General features: G+C 58.9%; 9 protein-coding genes. 5 read left to right on the top strand and 4 right to left on the bottom strand.

Annotated elements, in window-relative coordinates; translation table 11 throughout:
- The first annotated feature begins 200 nt into the window (after window positions 1-200).
- Window positions 201-2,177 (top strand): TraB/GumN family protein, encoded by a 1,977-nt coding sequence (locus ET418_RS18140; RefSeq protein ID WP_188055459.1) that lies wholly within the window; start codon window positions 201-203, stop codon window positions 2,175-2,177.
- A gap of 74 nt (window positions 2,178-2,251) precedes the next feature.
- Here the strand turns inward: ET418_RS18140 and ET418_RS09800 are convergent, their stop codons facing one another.
- From ET418_RS09800 to ET418_RS09785, 4 genes are all read right to left on the bottom strand, one after another.
- Entirely contained in the window at window positions 2,252-3,544 is a 1,293-nt protein-coding gene (locus tag ET418_RS09800) for an adenylosuccinate synthase (protein WP_149307426.1), read from the bottom strand.
- 142 nt (window positions 3,545-3,686) lie between these two features.
- Window positions 3,687-5,009 (bottom strand): ATP phosphoribosyltransferase regulatory subunit, encoded by a 1,323-nt coding sequence (locus ET418_RS09795; protein WP_149307425.1) that lies wholly within the window; start codon window positions 5,007-5,009, stop codon window positions 3,687-3,689.
- Window positions 5,010-5,139: 130 nt separating this feature from the next.
- Window positions 5,140-6,675, bottom strand: coding sequence for a VCBS repeat-containing protein (locus tag ET418_RS09790; RefSeq protein ID WP_149307424.1), 1,536 nt, complete (start codon window positions 6,673-6,675; stop codon window positions 5,140-5,142).
- A gap of 168 nt (window positions 6,676-6,843) precedes the next feature.
- A complete protein-coding gene (locus tag ET418_RS09785) occupies window positions 6,844-8,346 on the bottom strand; it encodes a histidine kinase (protein WP_149307423.1) in 1,503 nt (500 codons plus the stop codon).
- A 512-nt stretch (window positions 8,347-8,858) separates the two neighbouring features.
- Here ET418_RS09785 and gatC point away from each other — a divergent pair.
- The 4 genes from gatC (at window position 8,859) to ET418_RS09765 (ending at window position 12,913) form a co-directional block, all read left to right on the top strand.
- Window positions 8,859-9,146 (top strand): Asp-tRNA(Asn)/Glu-tRNA(Gln) amidotransferase subunit GatC, encoded by a 288-nt coding sequence (gene gatC, locus ET418_RS09780; RefSeq protein WP_149307422.1) that lies wholly within the window; start codon window positions 8,859-8,861, stop codon window positions 9,144-9,146.
- A 157-nt stretch (window positions 9,147-9,303) separates the two neighbouring features.
- Entirely contained in the window at window positions 9,304-10,761 is a 1,458-nt protein-coding gene (gatA, locus tag ET418_RS09775) for an Asp-tRNA(Asn)/Glu-tRNA(Gln) amidotransferase subunit GatA (protein ID WP_149307421.1), read from the top strand.
- 255 nt (window positions 10,762-11,016) lie between these two features.
- Complete coding sequence (gene gatB, locus ET418_RS09770) at window positions 11,017-12,459, top strand: Asp-tRNA(Asn)/Glu-tRNA(Gln) amidotransferase subunit GatB (RefSeq protein ID WP_149307420.1); 1,443 nt, start codon at window positions 11,017-11,019, stop codon at window positions 12,457-12,459.
- A gap of 88 nt (window positions 12,460-12,547) precedes the next feature.
- Window positions 12,548-12,913: a response regulator gene (locus tag ET418_RS09765; protein WP_149307419.1), complete on the top strand. Its 366-nt coding sequence runs from the start codon at window positions 12,548-12,550 to the stop codon at window positions 12,911-12,913.
- Window positions 12,914-12,916 lie beyond the last annotated feature (3 nt).

The following is a 12,916-nucleotide window of genomic DNA, read 5'->3' as shown; positions in this document are numbered from 1 at the left end:
GCAAAAGTAGTTCACCACAAAGACACAAAGGACACAAAGCTACACAAAGAATGATTTCAGTTGGTTATATGACAATTTTATGATTGGCTGGACTCACCTTTTGGACGAATGACGTTTCGCCGGCAACTTTGTGAATCCTTTGTGCTCTTTGTGCCTTTGTGGTGCATAACCGCCGCTTTCAAAATTCAGAGTTTTGACTTATGCCCAGCCGCCTCCACCTGGAAACCTTCGGCCCCGTCCACGCCCTGCCCATACTGCATTACCGTATGGAGTTCGCCCATCTGGTGCGCCAGGCCGTCCAAGAGGTCCGGCCCGATTGCATCGCCATTGAACTACCCTCCACCCTGGAGGAACGTTTCATCCAGGCGGTACGCAGACTGCCCCAAGTCTCGGTTATCTCCTACGATACCATCCCCCGTTCCGCTTCCAACGCCGCCCCAAACAGAACCATCCATCTGCTGGTGGAGCCGGCAGACCCGCTGGCGGAGGCCGCCCGCTGCGCCCTGGAACAGGCGATCCCGCTCCACCTGGTGGATGTCGACCTGGACGACTACCCGGCGGTGAAGGAGTTTCTACCCGATTCCTATGCCATTCAGCGCATCGGCTTGGCCGACTATTTTCGGGAATACTGCCGCGCCACAGAGGGTGCAGCACCGTGCCGCGAGGACCTCCGGCGCGAACAGGGGATGGCTTTCCGGTTGCAACAACTGGCACAGTGCCATGAACGCATCCTGTTTGTGGGCGGCATGGCCCATGTGGGGCGGATCAAGGAGTTTTACGGGCAACCGCGCAGCGAACCGCTGGGCAGGGTGCGCCGCAACGATGTCCGCATTTTCAACCTCCACCCCGACTCCTGCGGAGAGGTCATGGGCGAATTCCCCTTTGCCTCGGCCATCTACGAGATGCGCCGCAACGGTCTGCCGCCGGAGCGGAAAGAGGCGGCGCCCTCCCTGCGGCGGCACTTTAACGCGCTTGAGTTGATCGCGGGGGGGAAACAGGCCATTCCCGAACAGGAGGTCATGCGCGCGGCCATGGAAAGCAGCGCGCGAAAGGTGGGGGCGAGCGGGGAGATGCCGGACCGGCAGCGTATCCATCTGCGCCTGTTCGAACAGGCCGCCCGGCATTACCGGCAGGAAACGGGAGAACCGATCCACTACTGGCAGAAACGGGCCTTCTTTCGTTTCTGTCGCAACTATGCCGCCCTTTCGGGACAGTTGCTCCCCGACCTCTTCCAGCTCCTGGCCGCTGCCCGGGGGTGCGTGGACGACAACTTCGCCTACGCCTTCTGGCGGTTGGCCGAATGCTATCCCTGGCAACGGGAGGATGCGGAGATTCCGCTGCTGCGCCTGCGGGTCGAGGACCTGTGGGACCAGAGCCGCACGATCCGCTTTCGCCCCCGCAAGCGATCGGACAAGGGGCGCTCCGGCTTGCGGTTCCTCAAGCGGAAACGGGAACAGCGGCCGGGCGAATGGTTGGAGGGATTCAACGACGGTTCGATCTGCTCCTGGCCGCCCGAAGACATCATCATCGAAAACTACGGCAAGCTTCTGCGGCGGACCGGGATACGGCAACTCTCCGAGGAGCAGAGCCGGGTGGAACCCCTGAGCACCTCGCTGCTGGACGGCATCGACCTGCGCGAAACGATCCGCAACCAACCCCACGACGGGCGTATCTATGTGTGGGAACGGATGCGGATCAAAGGCGGCGTGGGAAGTGTGGTGGTCATCTTCGACGAGGATCGCCGCAACCGCTACCCTTTTGCCATGACCTGGCTGGGAGAGCACGAACAGGAATCCGACATGGCCTTTTACGCCACCGAACCGAGCGACAACGTGAGCGGACCGGGCATCTGCCGTTGCGAGTACGGCGGGCTGCTGCTCTCCTATCCGCCGCGCCGGATGCGGGATGTGTGGCAGGACCCATCATACCGGGGATGGGGGACAAAGGCCGAAATCCTCCTCATGGCCGCCCTCGATTACTCGCCGGACCCCCATGTGGTCTATGCGGCCGCCCGTCCGCCGCGCAGCATCTTCAAGCGCATAGCGGCCGGCATGGGGAAGAAGATTGTCTACATCCCCCTGGGGAGCCTGTCTCCCCCCGCGCTGAAGCGGATTAGGGTGATGCACCTGTTGTTCGGCCATGACAAGCGGGAGATCGCTAAGGATTATATCTGGTAGCGGGTGGGGCGGACAATAAAAAGCCCCTCGAAGTCTTCAGACCTCGGGGGGCTTTTTATTGGTCAAAGGCCCGGTTACTCGAACGGGTTGCGCAGGATGATGGTCTGGTCGCGGCGCGGACCGACGGAAACCAGCACGATCGGGCAGCCGGCCAGTTCTTCCAGGCGCTTGACGTAATCGCGGGCCTTCTGCGGCAGGTCTCCGTAGGTCTGGGCTCCGGTAATATCGCTCTTCCAGCCGGGCAGTTCCTCGTAGACCGGCTGACACTGTTCGAAGAGTTCCAGGCTTGCGGGTAAGGTTTCCAGGGTCCTGCCGTTGCAGGTGTAGCCGGTGCAGATCTTGACGGTGTCGAAATCGGAGAGCACATCCAGCTTGGTCAGGGCAATGCCGGTCAGGCCGTTGACCCGCACGGCATAGCGGACCACCATGGCGTCAAACCAGCCGCAGCGCCGCGGCCGGCCGGTGGTTGCGCCGAATTCCCCGCCGTCCTGGCGCAGCTGCTCGCCGGTCGCGTCCAGCAGTTCGGTCGGGAAGGGGCCGCTCCCCACGCGGGTGACATAGGCCTTGGAGATGCCGATGATTTCGTGGATATCACGCGGGCTGACCCCGGAGCCGGTACAGGCGCCGCCGGCGCAGGTGGATGACGAGGTGACGTAGGGGTAGGTGCCGTGGTCCACGTCCAGGAGTGTCCCCTGTGCCCCTTCGAAGAGCGCCTTCTTGCCGGCCTTCAGATCCTTGCTGAGGACCAGCGAGGTATCGGCGACGTACTTCTTCAACACCTCGGCATAGCCGCTGTATTCGGCCAGGATGGCATCGAAGTCGCAGGGCGCCTCGCCCAACAGTTTTTCCAGGATGACGTTTTTCTCGGTCAGTACCTCCCGCAGCTTGCGGGTGAAGATGTCCTTGTCAAGCAGGTCCATCAGGCGGATGCCGCGCCGGCCGATCTTGTCCTCGTAGCAGGGGCCGATGCCCCGGCCGGTGGTGCCGATCTTCTTGTCGCCGCTCTGTGTCTCACGGGCGATGTCGATCTGTTTGTGGTAGGGCATGATGATGTGCAGCGATTCGGAGAGCAGTAGGCAGGAATCGTCGCTGATCCGGCCGGACTCCTTCAGTTTCGTGATCTCCCGGATGAATACCTCCGGGTCCAGCACCACACCGTTGCCGATGATGCAGCGCTTGCCCTCGTGCAGTATGCCCGAGGGGATCAGGTGCAGGACGACCTTTTCGCTCCCCACCACCAGGGTGTGACCGGCGTTGTTGCCCCCCTGGTAGCGTACGATGTCATCGGCGTGCTCTGTGTAGATATCGACAACCTTGCCCTTGCCTTCATCGCCCCATTGGGCTCCTACAACTACAACGTTTGCCATGTCTCGTGGTCTCCCTATGAAGGTTGTTGAAAAACAGCCATCTCGCCGCCATCCTCGAACGCTCTTTCGTACGGCGTAGCGCTGCTACGCCTCCTCAGGGCTTGTCTAGCGGGTGCGACGATCTGACTATTTTTGAACAACCTTAGTTTTCAATAGCCTGCTGGTTTTCTTCAATAAAAGTAACAAGATCTTCGTTCAGTAGCATTTCCCTGGTGATGTTGAACCGTTTGCCGTCACGGACACGCACGGCGGTATAGGTGTCGTTGCCGCACGCTTCATCTCCAATGATCAGCATGCTGCGGATATTCATACGTCGGGCATAGGTCAGAGAGTCTTCGTACTCCCTGCGGATGATGTCCCGTGCGGCGGTGTAGCCGCGGGAACGGAGCAGGCGCGCCACCTCCAGTACCTCGCGCCGGTCGTCGCGGCTGTTGAACAACAGGAAGTCGCGGGTGGTGCTGGCCTCAACGTCGGGTCGCCGTTCCAGCGCCTGGAGCAGGCTGAGCACGTTAAAGGTAAAGCCGGTGGCCGGGGCGGCGAAACCATAGCGGGCCGTCAGGTTGTCGTAGCGGCCGCCGCTGCAGACCGGTTCGCCCAGACCGCTGACAAATCCCTCGAAGGTGATGCCGGTGTGGTAGCCCAGCCCACGGATCTCTCCCAGGTCTATGGTCAGGTGGTCGCTGACCCCGTGGATATCCAGGATATCCAACACCTGGCGCAGGTTCGCAAGCGCCGCGCGGGAACGCTGGTTGACCACCACTTTCTCTGCCTCCGCCACTACTTCGCGCCCGCCGAAAAGGCGCGGCAGGGCCGCGATCTCACGACGGGATGCTTCCGTAACCGTGCTGGCGGCCAGCACCTTCGACACGGCCGACACATCCTTGCGCGCGATAGCCTCCTGCAATTCCCGCAGCGGCTGGCCGTCCAGGCCGGAGGCGGCCATGATCCCGCGGCAGAACTCCACCTGTCCCAGGTCGATCTTGAAGTTGTTGAAGCCGAGTTGTTGCATGGCCTCGATCGCCATGGTCACCATTTCCGCATCAGCCTCGGGCGAGTCGAGGCCGATCAGTTCCACCCCCGACTGAAAGAGTTCCCGGCTGCGGCCGGTCTGGCTTTCGGTCTGACGCAGGACACGCCCGCTGTAGCTGATGCGGTGGGGCAGGGGCCAGCCGGACAGGCGGGTCGCCACGATACGGGCGATCTGCGGCGTAATATCCGGCGGGAAAGCCAGCAGGCGCCCGGTTTGACGGTCGTCGAAACGGTAGGTCTTGCCCTTCAGCTCCTCTCCCATGCCGATGGTCAGCACATCTTCATATTCCAGTTTGGGGGGGATGATGCGCCGAAACCCCCACAGCTCGAAGACGTGGCGAATCTTCGCTTCTATAAAACCGATCTTGGCGGCGGCGTCGGGCAGGAAGTCGCTGACGCCGCGGGGGAGTGAAATGTCGGGTGATAATATGGTCATGTAGATCTATTCCTGAAAAGGATTGTCTTTCACACGCCCGGCCTGCGACGAGTACAAAGAATTCGGACCGGGAAGCCGTCCAAGGAGGGGAGGCTTCCCGGTCCGTGTTGCCTAGGGCCGGGTGGGTGGGCTATTCCACCATCTTGATCGCCAGGGATGACGCCCCGCGGGTTGTTACCCCGGAGCGCTGCACGGTTTGCAGGATCAAGAGCTCGTTTTTGGCCTCGTCGAAATAATAGTCCGGCATGTAATTCTGGGTGTCGCGGGTACGCCACTTTTCTTCCAGGGTCGAACCATTCCAAGCCATGCAGTAGACCGTGCCCTTCTTATAGGCCCGGGCATTGCCCAGCACCCAGAACCCGTCGTTCTTACCCACCAGGATAAGTCCTCCGGCCGTTACCTGAACCCGCATGTTCATGAATATCCAGCGGTACTTATCACCCGTCACACGGGCATTGACGCTGGTGTCCTCTTTCTGAAAATACAGTTCCGAACCGCCGAACTTGTCGTTGCTGCGCCATAGCTCTTTCCGGTCCTGGTCATACACGATCAGGTAGCCATCCGGGTTGATGACCGCGGTGAGCATCTTGCCGTCTTGGTCGCGGAATTGGTTAAAGGAGTAGATGTCGCCGAATCGCGGCATCTTGATGGGGTTTTTCAGGGAGATTTCGTCGCCGGAGCGGTTTGCCTCGAATACCTCGCCATAGAAATCGGCATCGCGGCCCATTGCCTGGGCATAGAGTTTTTTCGGCCCGCCGGCCAAGCTGAAGGTGCGGAAGAAATAGGACAGGTCTCCGGCAAGCTTCACCAGCTTGTCGCCCTGCACCTGCCAGACCTGGGAGGCGAGTTCGTCGCCGCGAATGAGCGTCACGTAGATCTCAAGGCCCTTGCTGCCTGCAATAGTATCCAGTGAGAGGATCTTCTCGGAACTCCTGAATTCCGTCTCCGCAACCAGTTTCATATCGCCGCCCTTGCGGTAGTACGAGAGGCGTCGGTCCTCGGCCAGAAATACCTCACTGCTGCCGTCGGGCAGGGTCGCTCCCAGGGCCACCAGATTGGCGGCCCCGGTGAGGCGCTTGCTCTGCCAGCCGCCGATGTTCCCCTGTTCCACTTCCTTGGGTTTGATGAACTCACCGACCGGGGCCACGCTGACCTGCTCTTTTTTGATGATATCGGACTTTGGCGCAGCAAGCGGTGCCTGAGCGGCTACGGTGACTGCTGCTGCAACCCTGGGAATGGCGGCCACGGGAGCGCCGGGTGCCGGTTGCCCGCTGAAATAAACCTTGTCCAGTTCGGCGGCCAGTTTTTCCGCCAGTTTTCCCACCGACGGGATCAGTTCCTCACTGCTGTCGCCCTGGATGTAGGCGCGGGTCAGGGTTTTGCCGGCGCTCGTCCTGGCCATGGCATCCATGCTGAACACCTTGCCCAGAACGATATAGGTTCCGCTCACCACGGCATCGGCCTCGGCCGCGCTGCCGACGGCTATGATCTTGTCGCTGTTCAGACGTGCGGCCAGCAGGGCCTGGAGTGTGGCTTTCATCTCATCTTTGTTCGGCACGCCGATGGCGTTCATGTCGGCCACGAACACCCGCACCTGGGCTGCAAAAGCCGGCAGTGCCACCAGCGGAAGGAATAGCACGGCAAGCAGTACGATCAATTTTTTCATGGTTTCTCCTCAGCCTGTTTCGGGGAACATTTGTTTCGGGACGGTTAATTTTGCATTGAGATGATGAAGAGCAGTAGGCCGTGGGATTATCGCAAAATAGGCCGGACATGTCAAAAAAAAAGGGCGGGATTGCTCCCGCCCTCAAGGGTTTATTACAGATGAAACGGTTTAGAATGCGTAGCTCAGCACAACGCGTGCGGTGTAGGGGTTATCCGGATCATGAGGAGCAGCAGCGGTGCCGATAGTAGACGAACCATTATAGTAGCCACCCAGCACGACATAAGCAGCCTGGATCTTGGCGGTCAGGTTGTCGTACATCTTGTAGCCGGCTTCCACGTTGATTTCAGTACCCTGGAAGTTGGTGGCATTCGCGAGGCCAGTTTTCTTGTCATACGGTTTCAGGCTGTTGGTGTGGGCAGCCCAAAGGAGACCGAGGTTTGTGTTGACAAAGGCCTTGGGAGTCACGTTAATGTCGTAACCAAGGGTGTAGAGGTACATCCCCTGTGCGTTGACGGGGGTGGTGCCGTTACCCGTATTGTAGGCGATGCCATAGTCAGTGGTGGTGCCTTGGGAGGCAGCATTGCGGTTGAGCAGCATCATGCCGGACTCGTTGTAGCTGCAGGTGCCGCTGTTTCCTGCCCAGGTGGCATTCTGCGACTGAGCGGTGCCGACCCAGCCGGTGAGGTGCTTGCCGGTGTTGTTGCTGTTGCCGGAGGTGAAGAGCAGCGCGGTACGCAGAGTGCCTGGGCCGACGGCGACTTTGGCGGCCACATTGTAGGCCAAGGCGTTCAGGTAGGCACTGTCAGCAGTGCCGCTGAGGTTCTTGAGGACCCCGCCTTGGTAGGCGACAAAGCCGCTCAGGGCCACGGGGCCAACCTTTGCATCGCCGTAGAGACCAAAAGTATGCAGCATGATGTCGCTGGTGGAGAGAGTGCCGCGGCTATCGTCATAGATGTAATAGTCGAGGCCGACGTTTGCGTCCTTGCTGAGGGCATACTTGACCGCAACGGTACCGATATGCAGATCCTGGTAACCGAGGACATTGGTCTTGGTGATATTGTTGTCAACGCCGCTTCCGCTGTAGGCACCATCGTAACCGCGGAAATAGCCGGCAACAACGGTTGCATTGTCCAGCTTGGTTGCGGTGACGACACCAGCCGCATCAAAATCGGCAAAGATTCCCTTGATGTTGTCCTTGAAAGGCTGGACACCGGCAGTAACCGTGGTGGGGGTGGATGGTATCTTGAACTGCAGGTAAACCCACTTGGTTTCCAGGTTGACGGCGTCTGATTCCAGGGCGGCGCCGCTGTTGCGGAATGTTGCTCCCTGAGCCCTGTCGCCCCAGACGGAGTCGATCTCGAAACCGGTCACCAGTTTCAGATCGTCGTTTGCTTTGGCGGTGTAGAACAGGCGGGCGCGCTGCTCGAAATAGTTGTTGGGTCTGAGGTTTTGCGTGGTGTTTCCTGTTGTAGGCGCGACATAGTGGTTAGTCGCGCCAGAGGTGCTCGGAGAAAGGATCGTGCCGCCGCTACCGTTCTCATAGTTGTCCAGGAAATACTTCAAGGTGTAGTTGCCGTGGAATTCGTTCTCGAATGCCATTGCCGGCACAGCGGCCATGGCGCCGAGGGCGCTTGCTGCTGCAACTGCCAGAATTCTTTTTTTGATACTCATGTGTGCCTCCTTCAATTTTTATTAAATGCTGGTACTACTGCAAGCTGCAAACAGATCAATTTCGTTTTCGATGATCACCACCTTTCATTGCAAAATTTGGCATCAGGCAACGTAGTAACTGCTGTGAAATCATGGCTATAAAACACAAATACCTCCAAACATCCTGTCTGAGACAGGTTGTCTGGAGGTAATAGAAGACCTTCGCGCTTTTTTCGATGATTCTCCGAAACGGTTCACAGTGTCATTCGCTCCCTTGGTCGTTGTCGCTTGAAATGATAAAAGTGACAATATAACAACAGGATAGCTATTTTGGCGGATCGTCTGTTTCAGGATATGTTCTAAAAAGTTGTGCAAAATATACAATAAATAAAACCGAAGTCAAGCAAAAAGTGGTTTCCACGGGGCTTCGCAGCCCTTGGGCGGTGCCGTGAACGTGGTTGTCAAGAGTCCTGTTTCATGCTACAAAACAGTCCTCGCAAGGACTAATTTCTCTGTTAGTGGAGCATGGTGTCATGAAAATATCGGTTGCCGACGTTGAGTATGTGGCCCGTTTGGCCCGCCTGGAGTTGAACAAGGCCGAAACGGACCTTTTTGCCGGACAGATGGATGCGATTCTCGGCTATGTGGAAAAGTTGAATGAACTCGACACCGCCGATATCCGTCCCACCTCCCATGCCGTTCCGGTGGAAAACGCTTTCCGCGAGGACGCAACCAGCCCTTCCCTTGGTGTCGCGAAGGCCCTTGCCAATGCTCCGGACAGGGCCGACAGCTTCTACCGCGTGCCGAAGGTCATCGAATGATGATGCCTGTGTGGCGGGCCTGCTTGCCGCAAGGTTCAAAGCACATAAGTTGCACACCATACGCTGCAAAATTGGAGATGAGGTTGCCGTAATGTTTCGTTTGCGTTACATGCGGGATAATTGTTGAGAAACGCTTTGAATCGGAGATGTCATTCAAATGGATATTTTTGAACTTACCATCCATGAACTGCACGGAAAGCTGAATGCGCGGGAGTTGTCCTCGGCCGAAGCGACCCGGGCCATGCTGGCGCGCATCGAGTCGGTTGAGCCCCGTGTCGGTTCATTCATCACCCGGACCCCTGAGTCGGCCCTGGCTGAAGCGGCGGCCGCCGACCGGCGCATCGCTTCCGGAGATGCTCACGTACTCACGGGGATTCCCCTGGCCCTCAAGGACATCTTTCTGACCGAGGGTATCCGCACCACCTGCGGTTCGCGCATGCTCCATAACTTTATCCCCCCCTACAGCGCCACCGCCTGGGAGCGGCTGCGCGATTGCGGGTCCGTTTTGCTGGGCAAGCTCAACCAGGACGAATTCGCCATGGGATCATCCAACGAATCCAGCGCCTTTGGCGTTACCCGCAACCCCTGGGATACCGCCCGCATCCCGGGTGGTTCGTCCGGCGGCTCGGCGTCGGCCATTGCCGCCCGACAGGCAACGGCGACCCTGGGCACCGATACCGGCGGCTCCATTCGTCAGCCATCCTCCCACTGCGGCTGCGTCGGCCTCAAGCCCACCTATGGCCGCGTCTCGCGCTACGGCGTGATCGCGTTTGCGTCCTCCCTTGACCAGGTGGGCCCGATCACGCGTGACGTAACCGATTGTGCCATCATGCTGGGGGCGGTTGCCGGCTACGACTCCAAGGATTCCACCAGTGTCAACACGCCGGTTCCCGATTACACGGCCGCCTTGACCGGCGACATCAAGGGCCTGAGGATCGGCCTGCCCAAGGAGTACTATATCGATGGCCTCGACCGGGACGTTCAGGCGGCCATGGACCGGGCCATCGAGACCTATCGCCGGCTGGGGGCGGAATTCGTTGAAATATCCCTGCCCCACACCGACTATGCCGTGGCGACCTATTATCTGATCGCCACTGCCGAGGCCAGCTCCAATCTGGCCCGTTACGACGGCGTCCGTTTCGGGCATCGCAGCGAGCAGGCCGAAGGACTGATCGACATGATGACCAAAAGCCGTAGCGAGGGGTTCGGGGCCGAGGTCAAGCGCCGCATCATGCTGGGCACCTACGCCCTCTCCTCCGGTTACTACGACGCTTATTACGTCAAGGCCCAGAAGGTGCGCACGCTGATCATGGGCGATTTCACCCGCGCCTTCGAGGATGTGGATGTGATCCTGACCCCGGTGGCGCCGACGCCGGCCTTCAAGATCGGCGAGATGGTCGATGACCCGCTGCAGATGTACCTGTCGGATATCTTCACCATCCCGGTCAACCTGGCCGGTACCTGCGCCATGTCCGTGCCGGCCGGTTTCTCCGCTTCCGGCCTCCCCATCGGCCTGCAACTGATCGGCAAGCCCTTTGGCGAGGAGACCATCCTGCGTGCGGGCCACGCCTTTGAGCAGGCCACGGAGTGGCATACGAGGAAGGCGGAGATATAAAGAGGTTGTTGAAAAACAGCCATCTCGCCGCCGTCCTCGAAAACCCCTTGTGCAGCGTAGCGTTGCTACGCTTCCGCGGGGCTTTTCTGCGGGTGCGACGATCTGACTATTTTTGAACAACCTGAGCCTGTTGAAGTAGGGGAGCTACGGGCCTTGCCCCAAGCGCCGCCCCTTGTGTATGACCAATTGTCTCTGTGTCTCTGTGGCGGATTCAACCTCGCAGTGCAGTTTACATTTTTATTGGAGTAATTACATATGAAATTTCAGCCTGTTATCGGCCTTGAGGTCCATGCCCAGCTAAAAACCGGGTCAAAGATATTCTGCGGCTGTTCCACGACCTTCGGTTCCGAGCCCAACTCCCAGACCTGCCCCGTCTGCCTGGGGCTGCCGGGCGCCTTGCCGGTGCTCAACAAGAAGGTGGTTGAATTTGCCATCAGGGCCGGGCTGGCCACCAATTGCACCATCGCCCATCATAGCGTCTTTGCCCGCAAGAACTACTTTTATCCCGACCTCCCCAAGGGATACCAGATCAGCCAGTTCGAGGATCCGATCTGCCGCAAGGGGTGGCTCGATATCCAGTTGGAAGGGCAGGGACCCAAGCGTATCGGCATCACCCGTATCCACATGGAAGAGGATGCGGGCAAGCTGGTGCATGGCGACGTTCCCGGCCTGGAGAACGGCTCCGGGGTTGACCTGAACCGGGCCTGCACGCCGCTTCTGGAGATCGTTTCCGAACCGGATTTGCGCTCATCGGATGAAGCGGTGGCCTATCTGAAACAGTTGCACCGGATCGTGACCTGGCTGGGGATCTGCGACGGCAACATGGAAGAGGGAAGTTTTCGCTGCGATGCGAACGTCTCGGTCATGCCGGTCGGTTCCGATACCCTCGGCACCCGGGCCGAGATCAAGAACGTCAACTCGTTCAAGTTCGTCAAACAGGCCATCGAGTATGAGATCCAGCGCCAGATCGACCTGATCGAGGACGGGGGCAGCGTGGTTCAGGAAACGCGCCTGTTTGACCCGAACAGTGGAGCGACCCGTTCCATGCGCAGCAAGGAAGAGGCCCACGACTACCGTTATTTCCCCGATCCCGACTTGGTGCCGTTGGTAATCGGCGCCGATTGGGTACAGCGTGCGAAAAAGGAATTGCCGGAACTCCCCGAGCATCGGCAGCAGCGTTTCATCACCGAGATGGGGTTGTCGGAGTACGATGCGGAGGTTATCACCGTCAGCCACGAACTGGCCGATTACTTTGAAGAGTGCGTGGCCTTTCACCACAACGCCAAGGCCGTATCCAACTGGCTGATGGGCGAGGTGACCCGGGCGCTCAACGATTCGGGAACGTCCATCGCGGCATGTCCCGTCATCCCGCGCCAATTGTCCGAACTGATCAAGCTGATCGACAGCGGCGCCATTTCGGGCAAGATAGCCAAGACGGTCTTTGAAGAGATGTGGAAAAACGGCGGAGACCCCAAGTCGATCGTGGAAAAACAGGGATTGGCCCAGGTCTCCGACAGCGGAGCGATTGAAGCCGTTATCGATGAGATCATTGCCGCCAATGCCGCCCAGGTGGAAGAGTTCCGGGGGGGCAAGGAAAAGGTGTTCGGCTTCTTTGTCGGGCAGGTCATGAAGGCCAGCAAGGGCAAGGCCAACCCGGCGGTGGTGAACGAGCTTTTATTGGCCAAACTCAAAGGATAATACCCGGTAGCCGTCACGGATGGTTTCGCGCCGCATCTCGCTGTTTTATGTACCCGATTTGCTGCCCACGAGTGCAATGGAGGCCACAATGAGTAATGCTAAGGTGATGATCGTCGATGATGCCCTTTTCATGCGCAATAATCTTGGCACAATCCTGAGAGACAAGGGCTATACCGTTGTGGCCGAGGCGGCCAGCGGCATAGAGACCATGAAAAAACTCCACGCCTGCGATCCGGACATCATTTTCCTGGATATCATCCTGCCCGACGCCAACGGGATACAACTACTGGATTTTATTCATAAGATGAAGCCGCAGGCCAAGGTGATCCTCTGCTCGGCCATCGGCCAGGAGGCGATCGTCAAGAAGGGACTGGATCTGGGCGCCCGGTTCTATGTTCAGAAACCCTTCAGCCCGGAAAAGATTGCGGAAGCGCTGGAAAGCCTGGGGGAATGATCC

This window comes from Oryzomonas rubra, assembly GCF_008369015.1.
GTDB classification, from domain to species: Bacteria; Desulfobacterota; Desulfuromonadia; order Geobacterales; family Pseudopelobacteraceae; genus Oryzomonas; species Oryzomonas japonica.
Note: the sequence above shows the minus strand (reverse complement) of the source record. Positions and strands in the feature narration are given on the sequence as shown.